Source organism: Sphingomonas sp., from assembly GCF_017304615.1.
Classification (GTDB): domain Bacteria; phylum Pseudomonadota; class Alphaproteobacteria; order Sphingomonadales; family Sphingomonadaceae; genus Sphingomonas.
In genome coordinates this window covers 273,250-291,516 of record NZ_JAFKLZ010000002.1, presented here as the reverse complement: position 1 = coordinate 291,516, position 18,267 = coordinate 273,250, and the positions used below count along the sequence as shown (strand labels likewise).

Annotated in this window: 19 protein-coding genes; 10 read left to right on the top strand and 9 right to left on the bottom strand. The window is 66.6% G+C overall.

Annotated elements, in window-relative coordinates; genetic code table 11:
- Positions 1-34: 34 nt before the first annotated feature.
- Together J0J06_RS09670 and J0J06_RS09665 are read left to right on the top strand one after the other, a co-directional pair.
- Positions 35-820: an ATP-binding cassette domain-containing protein gene (locus J0J06_RS09670; RefSeq protein ID WP_294041418.1), complete on the top strand. Its 786-nt coding sequence runs from the start codon at positions 35-37 to the stop codon at positions 818-820.
- Positions 817-2,346 (top strand): glycine betaine ABC transporter substrate-binding protein, encoded by a 1,530-nt coding sequence (locus tag J0J06_RS09665; protein WP_294041416.1) that lies wholly within the window; start codon positions 817-819, stop codon positions 2,344-2,346. The genes J0J06_RS09670 and J0J06_RS09665 overlap by 4 nt, the downstream gene beginning before the upstream one ends.
- On the opposite strand, the gene recF is transcribed toward J0J06_RS09665, so the two are convergent.
- Both recF and J0J06_RS09655 read right to left on the bottom strand, forming a co-directional pair.
- Positions 2,297-3,397, bottom strand: a complete 1,101-nt coding sequence (gene recF / locus J0J06_RS09660; RefSeq protein ID WP_294041415.1) for a DNA replication/repair protein RecF — start codon at positions 3,395-3,397, stop codon at positions 2,297-2,299. The genes J0J06_RS09665 and recF overlap by 50 nt on opposite strands.
- A gap of 55 nt (positions 3,398-3,452) precedes the next feature.
- Positions 3,453-4,244 carry a Coq4 family protein gene (locus J0J06_RS09655; protein WP_294041413.1) on the bottom strand — a complete coding sequence of 264 codons (792 nt, stop codon included), beginning with the start codon at positions 4,242-4,244 and terminating at the stop codon, positions 3,453-3,455.
- Between the two features lie 186 nt (positions 4,245-4,430).
- Here J0J06_RS09655 and J0J06_RS09650 point away from each other — a divergent pair, with 186 nt between their 5' ends.
- Entirely contained in the window at positions 4,431-5,540 is a 1,110-nt protein-coding gene (locus J0J06_RS09650) for an HD-GYP domain-containing protein (protein WP_294041411.1), read from the top strand.
- A gap of 18 nt (positions 5,541-5,558) precedes the next feature.
- Here J0J06_RS09650 and dnaN read toward each other — a convergent pair whose 3' ends face one another.
- Both dnaN and J0J06_RS09640 read right to left on the bottom strand, forming a co-directional pair.
- Positions 5,559-6,671, bottom strand: a complete 1,113-nt coding sequence (dnaN, locus tag J0J06_RS09645) for a DNA polymerase III subunit beta (RefSeq protein WP_294041409.1) — start codon at positions 6,669-6,671, stop codon at positions 5,559-5,561.
- Between the two features lie 193 nt (positions 6,672-6,864).
- The gene (locus J0J06_RS09640) at positions 6,865-7,536 is read right to left on the bottom strand and encodes an outer membrane beta-barrel protein (protein WP_294041407.1); all 672 of its coding nucleotides are present in this window, start codon (positions 7,534-7,536) and stop codon (positions 6,865-6,867) included.
- A gap of 136 nt (positions 7,537-7,672) precedes the next feature.
- On the opposite strand from J0J06_RS09640, the gene J0J06_RS09635 reads away from it, so the two are divergent.
- The 5 genes from J0J06_RS09635 to J0J06_RS09615 all read left to right on the top strand — a co-directional run bounded on the left by J0J06_RS09635 (position 7,673) and on the right by J0J06_RS09615 (position 11,788).
- Positions 7,673-8,311 (top strand): histidine phosphatase family protein, encoded by a 639-nt coding sequence (locus J0J06_RS09635; RefSeq protein ID WP_294041406.1) that lies wholly within the window; start codon positions 7,673-7,675, stop codon positions 8,309-8,311.
- A 23-nt stretch (positions 8,312-8,334) separates the two neighbouring features.
- Positions 8,335-8,760, top strand: a complete 426-nt coding sequence (locus tag J0J06_RS09630; protein ID WP_294042468.1) for a hypothetical protein — start codon at positions 8,335-8,337, stop codon at positions 8,758-8,760.
- Between the two features lie 68 nt (positions 8,761-8,828).
- Positions 8,829-10,013: a 23S rRNA (adenine(2503)-C(2))-methyltransferase RlmN gene (gene rlmN / locus J0J06_RS09625; RefSeq protein WP_294041404.1), complete on the top strand. Its 1,185-nt coding sequence runs from the start codon at positions 8,829-8,831 to the stop codon at positions 10,011-10,013.
- Positions 10,014-10,264: 251 nt separating this feature from the next.
- Positions 10,265-10,936 carry a PEPxxWA-CTERM sorting domain-containing protein gene (locus J0J06_RS09620; RefSeq protein WP_294041402.1) on the top strand — a complete coding sequence of 224 codons (672 nt, stop codon included), beginning with the start codon at positions 10,265-10,267 and terminating at the stop codon, positions 10,934-10,936.
- Positions 10,937-11,020: 84 nt separating this feature from the next.
- Entirely contained in the window at positions 11,021-11,788 is a 768-nt protein-coding gene (locus J0J06_RS09615) for a sulfite exporter TauE/SafE family protein (RefSeq protein WP_294041400.1), read from the top strand.
- Here J0J06_RS09615 and J0J06_RS09610 read toward each other — a convergent pair.
- A complete protein-coding gene (locus J0J06_RS09610) occupies positions 11,785-12,570 on the bottom strand; it encodes a crotonase/enoyl-CoA hydratase family protein (protein WP_294041398.1) in 786 nt (261 codons plus the stop codon). The genes J0J06_RS09615 and J0J06_RS09610 overlap by 4 nt on opposite strands.
- Before the next feature lie 95 nt (positions 12,571-12,665).
- Positions 12,666-14,207: an acyl-CoA synthetase gene (locus J0J06_RS09605; protein WP_294041396.1), complete on the bottom strand. Its 1,542-nt coding sequence runs from the start codon at positions 14,205-14,207 to the stop codon at positions 12,666-12,668.
- A 70-nt stretch (positions 14,208-14,277) separates the two neighbouring features.
- Here J0J06_RS09605 and J0J06_RS09600 point away from each other — a divergent pair, with 70 nt between their 5' ends.
- Together J0J06_RS09600 and J0J06_RS09595 are read left to right on the top strand one after the other, a co-directional pair.
- Complete coding sequence (locus J0J06_RS09600; protein WP_294041394.1) at positions 14,278-14,712, top strand: PaaI family thioesterase; 435 nt, start codon at positions 14,278-14,280, stop codon at positions 14,710-14,712.
- Entirely contained in the window at positions 14,709-15,095 is a 387-nt protein-coding gene (locus J0J06_RS09595) for a PaaI family thioesterase (RefSeq protein WP_294041392.1), read from the top strand. The genes J0J06_RS09600 and J0J06_RS09595 overlap by 4 nt, the downstream gene beginning before the upstream one ends.
- Here the strand turns inward: J0J06_RS09595 and J0J06_RS09590 are convergent.
- The 3 genes from J0J06_RS09590 to J0J06_RS09580 are packed head-to-tail and all read right to left on the bottom strand — an operon-like array spanning position 15,085 to position 18,201.
- Positions 15,085-16,281, bottom strand: coding sequence for a PQQ-dependent sugar dehydrogenase (locus tag J0J06_RS09590; protein ID WP_294041390.1), 1,197 nt, complete (start codon positions 16,279-16,281; stop codon positions 15,085-15,087). The genes J0J06_RS09595 and J0J06_RS09590 overlap by 11 nt on opposite strands.
- A 49-nt stretch (positions 16,282-16,330) precedes the next feature.
- Positions 16,331-17,242: a class I SAM-dependent methyltransferase gene (locus J0J06_RS09585; RefSeq protein ID WP_294041388.1), complete on the bottom strand. Its 912-nt coding sequence runs from the start codon at positions 17,240-17,242 to the stop codon at positions 16,331-16,333.
- Positions 17,239-18,201, bottom strand: coding sequence for a fatty acid desaturase (locus J0J06_RS09580; RefSeq protein ID WP_294041386.1), 963 nt, complete (start codon positions 18,199-18,201; stop codon positions 17,239-17,241). Before J0J06_RS09580 ends, J0J06_RS09585 begins: the two co-directional genes overlap by 4 nt.
- Positions 18,202-18,267 lie beyond the last annotated feature (66 nt).

Below are 18,267 nucleotides of genomic sequence, written 5' to 3'. Positions count from 1 at the left end.
TTGTTTGATCTCTCTTCCCGCATCACGAGCGCGGATGCCAGACCCTTCGCACCCCGCCGGTCCCTCGGTCGCGCTCACCGGCGTGACCAAGACCTATCCGGGGGGCACGACGGCGGTCGATGACGTCACGGTGGAGATTGCGGGCGGCAGTTTCGTCGCCCTGGTCGGCAGTTCGGGGTCGGGCAAGTCGACCCTGCTCAAGACGATCAACCGGCTGATCGAACCCAGCGCCGGGTCGGTCGCGATCGACGGCGTAGATGTGACCGATGACGACCCGTTCCGCCTTAGGCGGCGGATCGGTTACGTGTTCCAGAACGTGGGTCTATTCCCGCATATGTCGGTCGCGGAGAATGTCGCGATCGGGCTGCGGCTGGAGGGGCGGAAGGCGACCGCCGACCGTGTCGCCGAATTGCTAACGCTGGTCGACCTGCCCGCCGATTTCGGGAGCCGCACGCCAGACGCGTTGTCGGGTGGGCAGCGGCAGCGTGTCGGCGTGGCGCGCGCGCTGGCGACCGAGCCCAGATTGCTCCTGATGGACGAGCCGTTCGGCGCGCTCGATCCCGTTACGCGCGACCAGCTCGGCACCGCGATCCACGAGTTGCACGACCGGCTCGGGCTGACCACGGTGATGGTCACGCACGATATGGCGGAAGCGCTGATCCTGGCCGACCGCGTGCTGGTGATGGACCAAGGCCGGATCGTCGCCGACGCGGTGCCGAAGGCGCTGCTGGCGGGCGAGGGCGGCGCGGCGGCGCAGGCCCTGGTCGCGGTGCCGCGCGATCAGATGCGGCGGCTGGCTGCGCTGGAGGCGGGGGCGTGAGCGACTTCCTCGACGCGCTCGGCCGCGTGCCCGACCTGCTCGCGCAGCATCTGTTGCTGGCGATGGCGGCGCTGGTGCTCGGCATCGTGCTCAGCCTGCCGCTCGCGATATGGTCGGCGCGGGTGCCGACGGTGGGGCGGATCGCGCTCGGTTTCGCCAGCCTCGTCCAGACGATCCCCGGCCTTGCGCTGCTCGCCCTCTTCTATCCGCTGCTGCTGTCGCTTTCGACGCTGATCGGCGGGGGGATACCGGCGCTCGGGTTCCTGCCGTCGCTGCTCGCGCTGACGCTCTATGCGCTGCTGCCGATCCTGCGAAACGGGGTGACCGGGCTCGCCGGGATCGACCCGGCGGTGATCGAGGCCGCCGACGGGGTCGGGATGACCGCTTGGCAGAAGCTGCGGCTGGTTGAGGCGCCGTTGGTCGCGCCGGTGCTGATGGCGGGCATCCGCACCGCCGCGGTGTGGACGATCGGCGCGGCGACCTTGTCCACCACGGTGGGCCAGCCGAGCCTGGGCGACATGATCTTCGCCGGGCTGCAGACGCAGAACTGGGCGCTCGTGCTCGCGGGGTGCTGCGCGGCGGCGGGGCTGGCGCTTGCGGTCGATGCGCTGCTCGGGGTGATCGAGCACGGCATCGCGCACCGCAAGCGCGGGCGCATATGGATCGCGCTTGCCGTGTTGGCGAGCGGCATTCTCGTCGCGCTCGCGCCGATGCTCCCCGCGTCGAAACCGACCATCGTGATCGGCGCGAAGGGCTTTTCGGAGCAATATATCCTCGCCCGCGTGATCGGGCACCGGCTCGAGGCCGCGGGATATCGCGTCCAGTACAAGGAAGGCCTCGGATCGGGCGTGATGTTCGCCGCGCTGACGTCGAGCGAGGTCGATGTCGCGATCGACTATACCGGCACGATCTGGACCAACCAGATGAAGCGCAGCGACAACGTCCCGCGCGATGCGATGCTCGCGGCAATCGCGGCGTGGGAAGGCCGGCAGGGTCTCAACCTGCTCGGGCGGCTGGGGTTCGAGAACGCCTATGCCTTCGCGATGCGCGGCGACCGGGCGAAGGCGCTGGGGCTGACCAGCCTCGACGATCTGGTGGCGAAGGCGCCCGACCTGCGTTTCGGCGCCGACCTCGAATTCCTCGAGCGCCCCGAATGGAAGGCGGTGCGCGCGACCTATCCGTTGCGCTTCGGGGCGGCCAACGCCTATGCGCCGACCTTCATGTATCGCGCGCTCGAAAGCGGACAGGCCGACGTGATCTCCGCCTTTTCGTCGGACGGGCGGATCGCGGCGGACAGGCTCGTCGTGCTGACCGATCCGAAGGGCGCGATCCCCAATTACGATGCGATCCTGACGATCGCGCCGCGCATGGCGCATGACCAGCGCTTCGTCGCGACGCTTCGTCCGCTGATCGGCAAGGTGTCGGTCGAGGCGATGCGCGAGGCGAACTATATGGTCGATCGCGACACGGGCAAGGTCAGCCCGGAGGTGGCGGCGCGGTGGCTGGAGAAGAAGATCGGGCTGTGATCCGCCCGTCGGCGAGGTCGAACCATGTGGCCTGGGCGATGCCGTCGAACGGCGCGGGTTCGGTACCGGTCATCCAGACCTGACTGCCGGTCGCCGCCAGCCGATCGAACAGGGCGGCGCGGCGCGACGGGTCGAGGTGCGCGGCGACTTCGTCGAGCAGCAGGACGGGCGCGCGCCCGGTTCGCGTGGCGGTCAGTTCGGCGTGCGCGAGAACGAGCCCGAGCAGCAGCGCCTTCTGCTCGCCGGTCGAACAGAGCGCGGCGGGCTGACCCTTGTCGAGGTGCGTGACGACGAGATCGGCACGATGCGGCCCGACCAAGGTCCGTCCAGCGGCGGCGTCGCGGTGGCGTCCGGCGGCGAGATCAGCCGCCAGCGTCGCGGCGCCATCCCATCCCTCAAGAGCGATTCCGGCGCGGGCGAACGGCCCCGGCGGTTGCTCGGCGAGCCGCTCCGACAGCGCGGCGATCGTCTCGCGCCGCGCCGCGTCGATCGCCGTTCCGTGCTCGGCCATCTGCGCTTCGAGTGCGGTGAGCCAACTCAAGTCGGGCGGGCCTTCTTCCGCCAGCAAGCGGTTTCGCGCGCGCATCGCCGCGTCGTAGCGGTTGGCGTGGCCGGCGTGATCGGGCCGTAGCGCCAGCGTCAGGCGGTCGAGGAACCGTCGCCGTTCGCTGGCGGGTTCGACGAACAGCCGGTCCATCGCCGGGGTCAGCCACAGTACCGTCAGCCATTCGGCGAGCGCCGTCGCGGCGGCCGTTGCGCCGTTGATCCGCACGACCCGCCGTTCGGGCGCGGCCGCTTGCGTGCCGGTGCCGATCTCAACGTCGCCGTCGAGCGTCGCGGCCACGCCGAACCCCCCGCCCCCGCCTTGCCGCGCCATGTCGGACAGCGGCGCGCGGCGCAGGCCCCGGCCCGGCGCGAGCAGGGACGCCGCCTCCAGCACGTTGGTCTTGCCCGCGCCGTTGTCGCCGGTCAGCACGACGAAGCCGCGCCCCGGTCGGAGCACGGCTTCGGCATGATTGCGGAAATCGGTCAGGACGAGGCGCGACAGCATCGCGGCGTCCTTAGCCGCTGTTTCAGCAAAGCTGAAACATCGGAGGGCGGGCTATTCAGGCCGCGAGTTTCTCGGGCAGTACGGGGGTGTCCGCCTTGGGCCGGCTGAGGTACGAGGCCAGGGGTCCCAGTTCGCGCTGCGCCTTCAGGTACGCGACCGGCTCACCAAGGCCGAGACGCTGGCGCGCCTGGTCAATCGGCTCGTGCATCAGCTTTTCGTAGTCCTCGCCCGAAACCCACTTGGCCTTCCTGCCGCGCTGATAGCCTTCCCACACGGCCTTCATGAACAGGTTGTTGCCCGTCACCTTGCGGCTCTTGAGCGCCGCCGCGCCACCGATGAACGCCCAGCCCAGTCCGCCGACCTGCGCGTAGGAAAACGCGACCAAGGCCGCTTCGCCCAGGCTTTCGTCGGCCTTGTACCCGGTCAGCACATGCCAGATGTCGTGCGTGTCGCGGATGCGGCGCCCGAACCAGGCGTAGGGATGGAGCATGTCCTCGTCGCGGTTGATCCTCGACACCTCGGCCAGGCCATCGGCTGAATAGCCGGTGGATTCGAGGAACTGGTTGTAAGCCGCGCCGACCGTGCCCGGCGCGAACTGCCTGGCATAGCCCGGCTTCGAGAAGACCTGTGCGAGTTCCTTACGCTCATAGGCCATGCGGCCGCCTTCTTCGGTGGCGATGAACTTCGCATAGTTCATCGGCGCATTGCCGGCGTTGAGCGCTTGCATGATGCGGAAAACCTGAGTCGTGTCGTCGCCGTTCGCGAGCAGTTTCCTGATCGCGTCGAACGCGGTCTTCCAGTCGCGCTTGCCGGTCGTGCCGGGGAAGGGGGGGAGCTTTGCTGCCATGGGCGTGATTCCTTACTGACATTGTTGTTAATAAGGAAGTCCGTCGAGTAGGTCAAGTCCTTATGATAATTTCACACCTGGATACGAATTTGTCTGTTTCTTCCAATTCATCGGCGGATTAGGGTAACAGTAAGCGCCCTAATCTGCATCAATGATTATGACTCGGTCTCGCCTCGATCGCGATCCGTGGTTCGCAGTATAACGGAGAAGCACGACCCGATGGCCGACGAACGCGACGCGCTGTTTTCCGGCGACTGGCGGGGCGGGGCATCGAGCCAGACGCCGCTACCGTCCGCGCCGGGCCGGCCACGCGCGACGTTCGGCCGGGCTCAGGCGCTCCATCTGCGCAGCCGCCCGGCCTCGCATCAGGAGGAACGTGCCCGCGCGCAGGCGGTGCTCAGCGCCGGGTGCGAAACGATGGCCGAATCGTTCGTGGCGGTGCAGGCGGGCCGGGCGCTCGAAACGACCGAGCTGGTCGAGATCGTCGACGCCGTGACCGCGTCGCTGGTGCGCGATCCGCTGGCGTTACCCAGCATTACCCAGCTGCGCGAGCGGCACGAACAAAGCTATCTGCATTCGGTTGCCGTGTGCGGGTGGATGATCGCGCTCGCGCAGGAGCTGCAACTCAGCCCCGAACTGGTCCGCGACGCCGGGCTGGCCGGGCTGCTCCACGACATCGGCAAGGCGACCCTGCCAACGGAACTGCTTGACGGATCGCGGTCGCTGACGCCGTCCGAAGAAGCGCTTCTGCTGGACCATGCGCAGCGCGGATACGACATCGTCGCCGGGATGCCCGATATGCCCGACATCGTGCTCGACGTGTGCCGCAACCATCACGAACGCCCCGACGGTAAGGGCTATCCGCGGGGTCTCATGGGCGATTCGATCAGCATCTACGCACAGATGGCGGCGGTCAGCGATTTCTATGACAAGGCGACCAATCCTTCGCCGGGCGGTGAGAAGTGGCCGTCGAGTCAGGCGATCGACCATCTCCGTGCCCATCCCGGCGCGTTTGGGGAGCGTGTCGTCCGCGCCTTCGGTCGCGTGGTCGGCACGTTCCTGCCCGGCGCGCTGGTGCGGCTGCGGAGCGACCGGCTGGGGGTTGTGCTCGATGAAACCGATCGCGATCCGCTCCACCCGATGGTCGCGGTGTTCCGCTATGTCGGCGGCGCGCCGGTCACGCCGCAGCGGATGAGCACCAAAACCGACCCGATCATCGGCATAGAGCGGCCCGAGACGTGGGGGTTTGAGGACTGGCCGGGGTTGCGGCGGAAGCTGCTGGAATTGTCGGAATAGGCAACAACCGCAGGGCGATCAGACCCTCATGGGCATGAGGACGTAAAGCGCCGGGGATTTGTCGTTCTCGCGGATCAGCGTCGGGGCGCTGGCGTCCGCCAAATGCACCTCGACCGAATCGCCTTCGATCTGGCCGAGGATGTCGAGCAGATAGCGGCTGTTGAAGCCGATCTCGAAACCCGTTGCGGTATAGTCGCCCGGCACTTCTTCCGCCGCCGTCCCGTTTTCCGGGCTGGTCACCGACAGCGTGATCTTGTCGCGGTCGAGCGCCATCTTGACCGCGCGAGTCTTTTCGGTGGCGATGGTCGAGACGCGATCGACGCCTTCCTCGAAGCTGCGCGGGTCGATCTTGAGGATCTTGTCGTTGCCGGTCGGGATGACCCGGCTGTAGTCGGGGAAGGTGCCGTCGATCAGCTTCGACGTCAGCAGCGCCTGGCCCATGTCGAAGCGAATCTTCGACGCCGACAGCGATACGCCGACCGACCCGTCGATCTCGTCGAGCAACTTGCGGAGTTCGGCGACGCATTTCCGCGGGATGATGATGTCCGGCATCCCCTCGGCGCCGTCGGGGCGCGGCAGGGTGACGCGGGCGAGGCGGTGGCCGTCGGTCGCCGCCGCCTTCAGCACCGGCTGGCCGTCATCGGCGACGTGCCAGAAGATGCCGTTGAGATAGTAGCGCGTCTCCTCTGTGGAGATCGCGAAGCGCGTCTTGTCGATGATCTGCTTGAGCGTCTCGGCTGGCAGTTCGAACGAAACCGGCAGCTCGCCCTCCGCGATCACCGGGAAATCGTCGCGCGGCAGCGTGCCGAGCTGGAACCGCGCGCGGCCCGCGACGATCGTCATCTTGCCCTCGGCCGCCGACAGCGAGACCTGCGATCCCTCGGGCAGCTTGCGTGCGATGTCGAACAGGGTGTGCGCCGACACGGTGGTCGCGCCCGGCTGGTCGACGGCGGCGGGAACGCTTTCGTTGATCTGCAGGTCGAGGTCGGTCGCCATCAGCTTGAGCTGGCCGTCGGCGGTGGCGTCGATCAGCACGTTCGACAGGATAGGGATCGTGTTGCGGCGTTCGACCACCGACTGGACATGGCTCAGCCCCTTCAGGAGCGTTGCGCGTTCGATCGTGGCCTTCATGCTCGCATTCCCCCGGGCCGTCGCCCAATCATCCCGCCAGACGTCACGAATCCGGGGGCAGTTCGCCGTCTCCTTTCCTTACCGAGAAAAGGGGCCGGAGCAAGCGCTCCGACCCCGGTTTCCCACAGCTTTTGCTGCTTGTGTTCACGCTCGTGCGCGAAGGCGGCGCCAGTGGGCCGGCGCCGCCCGCCAATCAGAAGCGCACGCCGAAGCCCGCCATCACCTGATGCCGGTCGGTATCGACCGAAAAGTTGTTGGTGTTGGCGCCGTTCGCATATTCCAGTCGGGCGTTGCCATAGTTCGAATAGCGGTATTCGATTTTGGCATAGGTGTTACGGCCGAGCTTCTGTTCGAGGCCCGCGCCCGCGCGCCAGCCGTCGAGGTTGAAATGCTGGCCGGTCTGGGTCGTGCCGTCCGACGCGACAAGATCAAGCCGCTGGTTGGTGTAGCCGCCCTTGGCGTAGATCAGCGTGCGCGGCGCGACGGCAACGCCGATCCGGGCACCCGCATAGAGATCGCGGCCTGCCTTGACTCGGCCGTAGCCGAGCGCGCCGGCGGCGGACGGATTGTTCGTCACCTTGGCCGTGGAGCCCGTCACTTCGCCCTCCACGCCGAACACGACGCGACCGCGCTGAATGTCGTAGCCGACATCGCCGCCATAGGTCAGGCCGTCGGCCGAATTGGTGTCATCGATGTTCGAATTGGCGATCTGGCCAGGCTGGACTCGGTCATAGCCGAGCAGGATGCCTGCGCGCGCGCCGTTAAATTCCGTGTCGGGGTCGGACGGCGGCCCCGACTGTGCGAAGGCGGGGGTGGCGAGAGCCAGCGTCGCGATGCTGGCGGCGGCGAGAACGTACTTACCCATAATCAACTCCATTGATGCCCACCCGAAACCTTGGGTGAGGGTGCGCCAAGCGCGCGGCGGCGGCAGAGGTTGCATGAACCCCAGATAAACGAGGAAATCCGTTGCTTTCGGGCCACAGTGGGTTGAAACGGCGGCGATGCGAACCAACCGGCGCGGCCGCGATTTCATTGCCCGACACGGCGAAACCGTCTTCAACGCCGCCGCCCGGTTGCAGGGCGATGCGCCGCACACGCCGTTGACGCGCGCGGGCTTTCGCCAGGCGGACGAGATGGGCGAGGCGTTACGGAACGCGATCGGCGACAAGCCGGCGCTGACCCTGTGGGCGTCGCCGACCGGGCGCGCGCTGCAGACGCTGGCGGTGATCGCCGAGCATGTCGGGCTTGACTGGCACGATGCAAAGACGGATCCCAGGCTGACCGAGATCGGCATGGGGAGCTGGGGCGGGCGTTATTATGCCGATGTCATGGCCGAAGCGGGCGACGTGATCGACCGGCCGAGCGGGTTGCTGCTCTCCGCCCCGGACGGCGAACTCTATCACCAGATCGCCGACCGGGTGTCGGGCTGGTTGGCGGATACTGACGATGACGACGGCGATCGGCTGGTCATCATGCATGGCATTTCCAGCCGGGTGATGCGCGGGGTAATGACGGGTTCCCCGGTGATCGAGCGGTTCGGCGCGCCGGCTGCGAGGCATTTGCCGCAGGGGTCGCTGGTGATGATCGAGCGCGGGGTGGAGAGGACCGTCCATCTCGGCGGCGGCGGGGAGCGCGTGTGAGCATCGCCGCCGCGTTGCTGCTGATGGGCGCGCGCGAAACGATCGGCGTCTATGGCGGCTGGGGCGCGTTCAGCGACGACAGCCCGCGCCGCTGCTATGCGATCGCGCAGCCGGTCGATCCGCGCCAGCGCGCCGGGTTCCTGAGTGTCGCCACCTGGCCCGGCCAGAACATCCGCGGGCAACTCCATGTCCAGCTCAGCCGACCCCGCGCCGGTACCGCCCGCGTCACGCTGTCGGTCGGCGAGCGGCGGTTCGATCTCGTCGCGAACGACTCCGACGCCTGGGCCCCTGATGCGCGTACCGACGCCGCGATCGTCGCCGCGATGCGATCGGGCCGCTCGCTCAGCGTCGAGGCGCTGGATCGAGGCGGCACGCCGTTCGCGGACACCTACGCGTTGTCTGGCGCCGCCACCGCAATCGACGCCGCGGCGCTGGCCTGCCGGCAGTGAGCCTATACTAGAAAAGCGCCGCGTTTTCCCTTATGTGCGCTGCCATGCAGACAGCGTCGGCAGCTCCCATGGCCATTCCTGGCCACATCGATCCCGTGCCCGTGCCGCGCGCCGTGGTGCCGCGCGCGGATGGCCGGATCGACTTGCTCGGTCTGTCGAAGGACGATCTGCGCATGGCGCTCGAGACCTCGCAGCTCGAGCCCAAGCAGGCGAAGTTGCGTGCCAAGCAGCTATGGCACTGGATCTACAATCGCGGCGCGACCGATTTTTCGGTGATGACTGACATTTCGAAGACGCTGCATGCCTGGCTCTCCAACCGTTTCGTGATCAGCCGACCGGAGGTGATCGAGCAGCAGGTGTCGACCGACGGCACGCGCAAATGGCTGCTGCGGTCGCCAGACGCGCAGGATTACGAGATGGTGTTCATTCCGGACGCCGATCGCGGGACGTTGTGCGTGTCGAGCCAGGTCGGCTGCACGCTCAACTGCCGCTTCTGCCACACCGGGACGATGCGGCTGGTGCGCAACCTGACCCCGGCCGAGATCGTCGGGCAGGTGATGCTGGCGCGCGATTCGCTCGGCGAATGGCCGTCGCAGCCGGAAGGGCGGATGCTCACCAACATCGTGATGATGGGGATGGGCGAGCCGCTCTATAATTTCGACAATGTGCGCGATGCGCTCCGCCTCGTGATGGACGGTGACGGCCTTGCGCTGTCGAAGCGGCGGATCACGCTGTCGACCTCCGGCGTGGTGCCGATGATGGCGCGCGCCGGCGAGGAGATCGGGGTCAACCTCGCGGTGTCGCTCCATGCGGTGACCAAGGAAATCCGCGACGAGATCGTGCCGCTCAATCGCAAATACGGGATCGACGAACTGCTCCAGGCGTGCGCCGACTATCCCGGCGCGAACAATGCCCGGCGGATCACGTTCGAATATGTGATGCTGAAGGACAAGAACGACAGCGACGCCGACGCGCGCGAACTGGTCCGGCTGATCCGGAAGTACAAACTCCCTGCCAAGGTCAATTTGATCCCGTTCAATCCCTGGCCCGGCGCGCCGTACGACACGTCCACACCGGAGCGCGTGAAGGCGTTTTCGAATATCGTGTTCGAGGCGGGCATTTCGGCACCCGTGCGCACCCCGCGCGGGCGCGACATCGACGCGGCATGCGGCCAGCTCAAGACCGCCAGCGAAAAGAAGAGCCGCGCGGAACTCGACCGCCAGGCCGAGGAAAAGCTGGCCGCGCTGGGCTGAGCGCTACAATGCGCGGCGGGTTGTGCTGCGCGGCGTCACGACGACATCGCGGGTCGCCGACGCGCGCCTCACTCATGGCCGTTGCTGCGATTGCGAAAAATTTGACCGGCCATGCAACCTTTACGCTCCATTAACCGTCTAGCCCCCGACAAAGACGGCGAGAGCGGTTCGGGCCGCTGCCGGCGTGGTGCGTCGACAGGACGAAGCACGACCGACGGGGTCGGCTCGGTTTCCCAGACAAGGGGTTGTGTATGAAGCGTATTCTATTTGGGCTGGCGGCGTCGACCTTGGCGATCGCGGCGGCGGCCCCCGCCTCGGCGGCAATCTTCATCGGCGTATCGATCAACGGCGGCCCGATCACTCAGGTCGCGCTCGATGGCGGCACCGGGTCGGTCAACTACAACGTCACCAATGGTGGCGTGTTTTTTAACACCAACGGCACTGGCTATCCGTTGCTGGGTCAGCCGAACCTGCTGACTCAATCGGTCAATGTCGGCCAGTTCGGCGCCAATGGCGGAACGGTCAGCATCTACATCACGCAGACCGATCTGAATGCGTTCGCCGGCGCGCTGACCAGCACGTTCACGTCGAACACGATCGCTAACGCGACTGTTGCGCTCAGCACCTATTACAGCGCCGCCAACGCGCTGTTCGGCGGCACGCTGCTGCAATCCGCGAACTTTTCCGGGACGGGGACGTTTGCCGGCGTCAATCCGCTGACGCTGAATCTGCCGTTCTCGGAAACGGTGCGGTACGATCTCGTCTTCGGTCCCGGCGCCGGCAATTTCAACGGCACCGCGAACCTGACCATGGTGGCGGTACCGGAGCCGGCGACCTGGGGGTTGATGATCCTTGGCTTTGCAGGCCTGGGCTACACCGTGCGCCGCCGCAACAAGGTGAGCATGCGCGTCCGCTATGCCTGACCTTCAGGTTACGACGACATAGGAGCCGCCGGTCGCGGGATCGGCGGCTCTTTTGCGTCATGGACAAGTGCCCGGGCAATCGCGATGAGCGGCGCCGTGACGATGCTCTCGCTCCTTTTCGCCCTTGCAGCCGGTTTCGTCGGCGGGGCGATGAATGCGCTGGCGGGCGGGGGGACGTTCGCGACCCTGCCGTCGCTACTCGCGCTGGGACTGCCCGCCAATATCGCAAATGCGACGTCGAACGTCGCGCTGCTGCCCGGCGCGGGCACGAGCGCCTGGGCGTTCCGCGACGAGCTTGGGCCGGTTGGCGGCGTCGATGTGCGGACGCTGGCGGCGATCACGTTCGCGGGCGGGCTAGTGGGCAGTGCGTTGCTAGTGGTGACGCCCAGCAAGTCGTTTGACGTCATCATTCCCTGGCTGGTGCTCTACGCGTTCGTCGTGCTGGCGTTCGGCAAGCGCGCGTCGGGCTGGTTGGAGCGGCGCGTGACGATCGGGCGCAAGACACTGTTGAGCGCACAATTGTTGCTCGGAATCTATGGCGGTTATTTCGGCGGCGGGGTCGGGATGATGACCACGGCAACTTATGGCTTGCTTGCGGGACACAGCCCGCGCGAACTTTTCGCACCCCGCACCCTGATGCTCGCGGTCGCCAACCTCGCCGCAGCGATGGTGTTCACCCTCGCTGGGATGGTGCGCTGGACGGCCTGCCTGCCGATGCTGGCGGGCGCGATCGTCGGGGGCTGGGCGGGCGCGCATGTCGGCAAAAGGCTGCCCGCGAGCTGGGTGCGCGCCTGGACCCTGCTGGTGACGGGAGTGACGGCGATCGTGTTCTTCGTCCGCGCCTACACCTAGTCCTGAAACGTCGGCGCGCGCTTGCCCATGTTTGCAGCGACCGCCTCCATCATGTTGGGCTTGCCGATCACGGCGACCTGCTCCTCGGTTTCCATTTCGAGCAAGGCGCGCGGGTCCATGTCATGCGCGGCGTTGGCGAGCCGCTTGATGCCGCGGATCGCGTGCGGACTGCGCCCGGCGATCGCGGTCGCCAGCTCCATCGCGGCGGCGTGCGGATCGTCGGCGATACGCGTGACGAAGCCGTGGGCGAGCGCTTCGTCGGCGTCGAACTCGCGCGCGGTATAGGCTAGTTCGCGCAGCACGTCGTCGCGGACCAGGCCGCGCCAGATCGGCCATCCCGCCATGTCGGGGACGAGGCCCCAATAGCTTTCGCGGATCGAAAAGCGCGTGCTGGGTGCCGCGATGCGGATGTCCGCGCCCGACATGATCTGGAAACCCCCGCCGAACGCGACGCCGTGCACCGCCGCGATCACCGGCATCGGCAGGTTTCGCCAGCCCCAGGTGACGTGCTGGGGCAGGATGCTGCCCTGATCGTTCCGCTCGCGCGACGACAGGCCGGAACCGCCCGCCGCCATGCTCGCCATGTCGAGGCCGGCACAGAACGCCTTGCCCTCCCCCGACAGCACGACGCAGCGCACGTCGGTGCGAGTCGCCAGACTGTCGATCGCCGCGCCGATGCCTTCGAACATTGCCGGGTCGATCGCGTTCATTTTGTCGGCGCGGGTCAGGCGGACATCGGCGATCTGGTTGGTGACGGTAATCGAAACGCGGTCTTCGGTCATTCTTCTCTCCATTTGCTCCTGCGAAAGCAGGAGCCTAGGGCCGCAAGCGATGCGCCCGATCGCCCTGGGCTCCTGCTTTCGCAGGAGCACGAAAGCTAGACGATGCGGCTTTCCTTGTTGCCCCAATACTGGTCCCTCAGCAGGCGCTTGTAGAGTTTTCCGGTCGGGTGGCGCGGCAATTCGGCGGTGAAGTCGATCTGGCGCGGTATCTTGATGCCGGACAGTTCTGCGCGGCACCAGCCGGTCAGTTCCTCGGCGAGCGCGGGGCCGGCCTCGGCCATATCGACCGGTTGCACCACCGCCACCACGCGTTCGCCCATTTCAGGGCAGGGCGCGCCGATCACCGCGACGTCGGCCACCTTCGGATGCGTGATGATGCGGTTCTCGATTTCCTGCGGATAGATGTTCACGCCGCCGGAAATGATCATGAAACTCTTGCGGTCGGTGAGGTAGAGGAACCCGTCCTCGTCGATCCGCCCGATGTCGCCGAGCGTCGACCAGCCGTGCGCGTTGCGGGTCTCCGCGGTCTTGGCCGGATCGTTGTGATATTCGAACTGCCCGCCGCCCTCGAAATAGATCAGCCCTTCGCTGCCCGGCGGCAATTCCTCGCCATCCTCACCACAGATGTGCGCGACGCCATAGGCCGGCTTGCCGACCGACCCCTTGTGTTCGAGCCATTGCGCCGAGGTGATCGAGGTGAAGCCGTTCCCCTCCGACCCGGCATAATATTCGTAGATCACCGGTCCCCACCAATCGATCATCGCTTGCTTGACCGGGATCGGGCATGGCGCGGCGGCGTGGATCGCGGCCTTCATGCTGGAAATATCGTGGCGCGCGCGCATGTCGGGCTCGAGCTTGAGCATGCGGACAAAGTGCGTCGGCACCCACTGGCTGCAATTGGCCGTATAGGCTTCGATCGCCGCCAGCGCCGCGAGCGGATCGAAATGCTGCATCATGATCACCGTCCCGCCGAGCCGGTGGACGGTCATCGACCAGCGCAGCGGCGCCGCGTGATACATCGGCGCGGGGCTGAGATAGATGCTGTCGGGCCCGAACCCGTAGAGCCCCGCGGCGAGCTGCATCAGCACGTTGGGCGCGGCGGGATCGGGGTCTTCGGGCAGGGCGACGCGCACGCCTTTGGGCCGCCCGGTGGTGCCCGATGAATAGAGCATGTCGATCCCGGCGCGTTCGTCGGCGATCGGGGAATCGGGCTGTGTGGCGAGCGACTCCTCGAGCCGTTCCCATCCCGGTATGTCACCGCCGAGAACCAATTTGATGCGGTCGCCGATCAGCGGCCCGAGCCGTTCGGCGACGTGCGACAGCGCGGCCGACGCGACGACCAGCTTCGCCCCCGAATCCTCGACGATATAGTGCGCTTCGGGCGCGGTCAGTTTCGACGAGATGCAGACATAGAACAGCCCGGCACGCTGCGCGCCCCAGGTCAGCGCGAAATAATCGGGCACATTGTCGAGGAAGAAGGCGACGGTATCGCCGACCGTGAGACCGCGTGCGCGGAACAGGTGCGCCACGCGATTCGATCGGCGGTCGAGCTCGGCATAGCTCCACGTCTCGCCGGTTTCCGCGACGATCAGCGCCGCCTTGTCTGGGGCCACCTTGGCATGGACGCTCGGATGCATCGCCTCTCCTTTTTTCCGCCACGCTAAGCGGGGTTGGCGGCGGCGGCAACCGTGCTAGGGCGCTTTGGGTATGAGCGGCTTCACCGGCTTCGATCCCGAACGCTTCTTTCGCGCCGGCCTGGGCCACGGTGGCGCGCTGGGCATTCAATATCATGCGCACGGCATGGATTGGGCCGAACTCGCGCTGCCCTATGACGATCGACTGGTCGGCAATATCGGCACCGGCGTCATCGCGTCGGGACCGATCGTCTCGCTGATGGACATGGCGACGAGCCTGGGCGTGTGGCTGCGCGCCGACGCGTTCGTCGCGCACGCGACGCTCGACCTGCGCGTCGATTATCTGCGCCCTGCGACGCCGGGCAAGACGGTGATCGGCCGCGGCGAATGCTACCGCCTGACGCGCTCCATCGCGTTCGTGCGCGGACAGGCGCATGACGGCGATCCCGACGATCCGCTGGCGCATGTCGCGGGCACCTTCATGGCGCCGGAGGGGTATCCACGATGATCGGGATGCCGCCTTATGCCGATTTGCTTGGGCTGGTCGCAGAGACCGGCGACGACGGCGCGCCGGTGTTGATGATGCCGTTCGCGACGCCGGTGCTCGGCCGGCCCGGCTTCCTGCATGGCGGCGCGATCAGCGGGCTGATGGAGATGGCGGCGATCGTTGCGCTGCACGCGGCGCTGGAGAGCGAGGGCGGCGGCGAGATCAAGCCGATCAACGTCACCGTCGATTTCATGCGCGGCGGCCGCGACAAGGAAACGCGCAGCCGCGGCGTCGTGACTCGACTCGGCACGCGCGTCGCCAACGTCGAGGCGACCGCCTGGCAGGGCGACCCCGCCAAGCCGATCGCCGCGGCACGGATGAATTACCTGATTGTCAGGACTTAGGGGTCAGCCGGACGAGCTTGCCCTCGTCCTGCAGCAGCCAGATCGATCCGTCGGGGGCCTGCGCGATGTCGCGAATCCGCGCGCCGAAATCCCAGAAATGCGCCGGCTTTGCCCTGTCGCCCGACAGGGTCACGTGCATCAGCCCGGCGTCGGACATCGCGCCGATCAGAAGCGACCCCTTCAATGCCGGAAACATGTCGCCCGAATAATAGATCATTCCGGTCGGGGAAATCGACGGGTTCCACCATAGTTTTGGCGCTTCGAAGTCCGGCCTGCTCGGATGATCGGGGATCGGCTGGCCCGAATAATTGTCGCCGTTCGAGACTATCGGCCAGCCATAGTTCTTGCCGGCCACGATCAGGTTGAGCTCGTCGCCGCCGCGCGGACCCATCTCCTCCTCCCATAGCCGACCATCGGGGGCGAACACCATGCCGTAGGGATTGCGGTGCCCGGTCGACCAGGTCATCGCCTCCACCCCGCCCTTGTCGTACATCGGGTTACCGGGCGCGGCCTTGCCGTCGAGCGTCAGGCGCAGGATCTTGCCGAGCGCCTGTTTGGGGTCCTGAGCCGGCGTGAAACGCTGGCGCTCCCCCGAACTGAGGAACAGGTATCGGCCATCGGGCGAAAACAGGATGTTGGCGCCGAATTGCCCGCCCGGCCCGTACATACCGGATCGCCATATGACTTTCGCGCTGGTCAGCCGTTTCGTCCGAATGTCGAGTGTCGCGCGCATCAGCGCCAGCGCGCTGCCGTCGGCGCCCGGCTCCGAATAACTGAGATAGATCGACTTGCTCGTGGCAAAATCGGGCGCGATGGCGACGTCGAGCAACCCGCCCTGTCCGCCGCTGGCGACCGGGGGTGTCCCCGTTATCGTGACGACCGATCCGTCTACCGCGCGCAGCCTTAGCCGACCTGCCTTCTCCGTCACCAATAGCGACGAGTCCGGCAGGAACACCATTGCGAACGGCTCGTCGAAGGCACCTATTGTTGTGGCCGTGAAGGGTGGCGCGCTTGGTGGCAGATTGGCGCGGCCGGCGGTTGCGGGGATGTTGGCGATGTCGGGTTGGAGCGGCGAGTTGCGCGGCACCCGGGTCGATGCGTTTGTCCTCTCGGCGCGATTTTGATCCTCTGGGCTGGCCGAACAGGCGGTGGCGATCAGCAGGGCGACGGGAGCAAGGCGCAGCATCGGGGCATCCGGCAAGGCACAATCTACCGGAAAAACGCGCCTGCGCGGTTCAGGTTGCGCTGAGTTCCACGAACATCTGAGAGGTGCGGGCGAAGCGGCCGCGGATCATGTCGATCGCGCCGAACCCGGCGAGCAACGGGCCGAACAGCGGATGGTCGCACATCGGGCGATCCCGCCGAATAGTGACCAGCCCCTTGCGCGAAAGGAATTCGAGCATCGACACCGCCCAGAACGGCGCGCCCTGCGTGAGCGACAGGCGGTCAACCCGAAGCGCGGCCTTGCCGGCCGCCCGGCGAAAGCTTTCGGGCGTGAACACGACCCAATGGCGCGGCGCATGCAACCCGCCCCAGCTGTGGTGGCGGAACATCCGTGCATCCAAGCTGTCGTGATTGGGTGTCTTCACCAGCACCCGACCGCCGGGTTTCAGCAGTCCGCGCACCTTTGCCAGCACGGCGACGGGATCGTCGACATGTTCTATCAGGTTGAGCATCAGGATCACGTCGAATCGCCGGTCGGTCTCGAAATCCTCGATCCGGCCCAGGAAGAATTCGTGCCCCGCAGTTCTTGCCGCGGCTTCGGCCGAGCCGTCGATGTCGACGACCTGCGTGACGGCCAGCCGCGGCTCGACCGACTTCGCCTGGGTCAGCAACCAGCCGGCGCCACCCCCGACGTCTAGGGCGGACAGCCGATCGCCGGCGATCCCCGCGAACAGCTTGCGGAACGTGCGGCGGTCGAGCGCCTGTTTGACGCGCTCGGCAAACGAGAGGTCGCCGGGTGAAAAACTGTAATAGGTATCGGGATAGATTTCGCCCAACCGGCCGCGCGGCACCGGATCGATCGACAGCGCGTCGCAATCGGCGCAGCGCAGATAGTCGAAGCTTTCTGGCGTCGAAAGATATTCGACGTCGCGGGCCGTCGCCCAATGGCGCGTGGCGGCCGAACCGCAAGCGAGGCAGGTCATCGGATACGCTCCTGGATGAGCTCGGCGAAGGTGCCGACATAGCTTGCGCGGCGCGCATCAAGGTGTCCGGCCATCGACGTGCCGCACAAATAGGCTTCCAGATCGCCGAGCCGCGTATAGCTGATCTGCGGCTCCAGATGATGCAGCAAGTGGCGGTTGAACCCGGCGCCGCCGAACGTGCGCGCGAACGGGCCGTCGCCGAACAGTCGTGTCACCGCGTCGCCTTCGTCGATCATGCCTGGCGTGGGACGATGTTCGAGCAATTGTCGCAGTGTCGCGAAGAACGGGAACACGATCGCAACGCCGCCGCACCAGGCGAGCGCGGCGGGCCAGCCGCCGGCGAGGACCAATCCAGTAAGCAGGATCCCGTGCAGAACTAGGCCGCGCAACAACGGTAAGCGGCTGGGCGCGGCTGCTTTCGTCCGGGGCTGAGCCTTGCGCTCGGCGAACACGCGCAGCGCATGCACGCCGGTCAGCATTTCCGTCACGAAGCGAAAGGTCAGCGCGTGGCGATAGGATGTCTCGGTATCGCCCGGTTTGCCGAGATGGCGGTGATGCTCCGCATGGGTCGAGCGATAGGCGGCGATCGACGTGCCGACCTGCCAGCAGATCAGCCAGTCGGCGATGCGGTCGTTGGTCCGGCGATCGGCGGCGAGGTTGTGATGCGCGCCTTCGTGGATGAACAATTGGAGATAGGCGACGAAAAAGCCGATGCCGATGCTACCGATCGCGGCCGCACCGATGCCGCCGGCCAAACCTGTCGCCTGCGCGGTCAGCCCCAGTAACGCGGCAAGCGCGGCATAGCCGAACGCGATGTCGATCAGCACCCGGCCGTACCGTGGCGTCAGCGTCTTGCGGAACGCGGCATAACGCTGTCCGGTTTCCACCAGCATGAGCTGGCGGAACGCAGCCGGCGTGACCGGAGGCGCATCGGCGGCAACGATCGGGCGTTGAAACATGAACGAAAGCTAGGCGATGGTGGTTAACGAAGGGTTGCCGTCGCGTGCGAAGCGGAGTGGAGGACG

What these genes read in the sequence shown, in the direction of transcription:
- J0J06_RS09610 (WP_294041398.1), bottom strand. Translation starts at nt 12,570, where the DNA reads ATGACCGAAGACCGCGTTTCGATTACCGTCACCAACCAGATCGCCGAT.
- J0J06_RS09615 (WP_294041400.1), top strand. Translation starts at nt 11,021, where the DNA reads ATGAGCGGCGCCGTGACGATGCTCTCGCTCCTTTTCGCCCTTGCAGCC.
- J0J06_RS09590 (WP_294041390.1), bottom strand. Translation starts at nt 16,281, where the DNA reads ATGCTGCGCCTTGCTCCCGTCGCCCTGCTGATCGCCACCGCCTGTTCG.
- recF (WP_294041415.1), bottom strand. Translation starts at nt 3,397, where the DNA reads ATGCTGTCGCGCCTCGTCCTGACCGATTTCCGCAATCATGCCGAAGCC.
- dnaN (WP_294041409.1), bottom strand. Translation starts at nt 6,671, where the DNA reads ATGAAGGCCACGATCGAACGCGCAACGCTCCTGAAGGGGCTGAGCCAT.
- J0J06_RS09580 (WP_294041386.1), bottom strand. Translation starts at nt 18,201, where the DNA reads ATGTTTCAACGCCCGATCGTTGCCGCCGATGCGCCTCCGGTCACGCCG.
- J0J06_RS09585 (WP_294041388.1), bottom strand. Translation starts at nt 17,242, where the DNA reads ATGACCTGCCTCGCTTGCGGTTCGGCCGCCACGCGCCATTGGGCGACG.
- J0J06_RS09655 (WP_294041413.1), bottom strand. Translation starts at nt 4,244, where the DNA reads ATGGCAGCAAAGCTCCCCCCCTTCCCCGGCACGACCGGCAAGCGCGAC.
- J0J06_RS09640 (WP_294041407.1), bottom strand. Translation starts at nt 7,536, where the DNA reads ATGGGTAAGTACGTTCTCGCCGCCGCCAGCATCGCGACGCTGGCTCTC.
- J0J06_RS09630 (WP_294042468.1), top strand. Translation starts at nt 8,335, where the DNA reads ATGGGCGCGCGCGAAACGATCGGCGTCTATGGCGGCTGGGGCGCGTTC.
- rlmN (WP_294041404.1), top strand. Translation starts at nt 8,829, where the DNA reads ATGGCCATTCCTGGCCACATCGATCCCGTGCCCGTGCCGCGCGCCGTG.
- J0J06_RS09600 (WP_294041394.1), top strand. Translation starts at nt 14,278, where the DNA reads ATGAGCGGCTTCACCGGCTTCGATCCCGAACGCTTCTTTCGCGCCGGC.
- J0J06_RS09605 (WP_294041396.1), bottom strand. Translation starts at nt 14,207, where the DNA reads ATGCATCCGAGCGTCCATGCCAAGGTGGCCCCAGACAAGGCGGCGCTG.
- J0J06_RS09620 (WP_294041402.1), top strand. Translation starts at nt 10,265, where the DNA reads ATGAAGCGTATTCTATTTGGGCTGGCGGCGTCGACCTTGGCGATCGCG.
- J0J06_RS09670 (WP_294041418.1), top strand. Translation starts at nt 35, where the DNA reads ATGCCAGACCCTTCGCACCCCGCCGGTCCCTCGGTCGCGCTCACCGGC.
- J0J06_RS09635 (WP_294041406.1), top strand. Translation starts at nt 7,673, where the DNA reads ATGCGAACCAACCGGCGCGGCCGCGATTTCATTGCCCGACACGGCGAA.
- J0J06_RS09595 (WP_294041392.1), top strand. Translation starts at nt 14,709, where the DNA reads ATGATCGGGATGCCGCCTTATGCCGATTTGCTTGGGCTGGTCGCAGAG.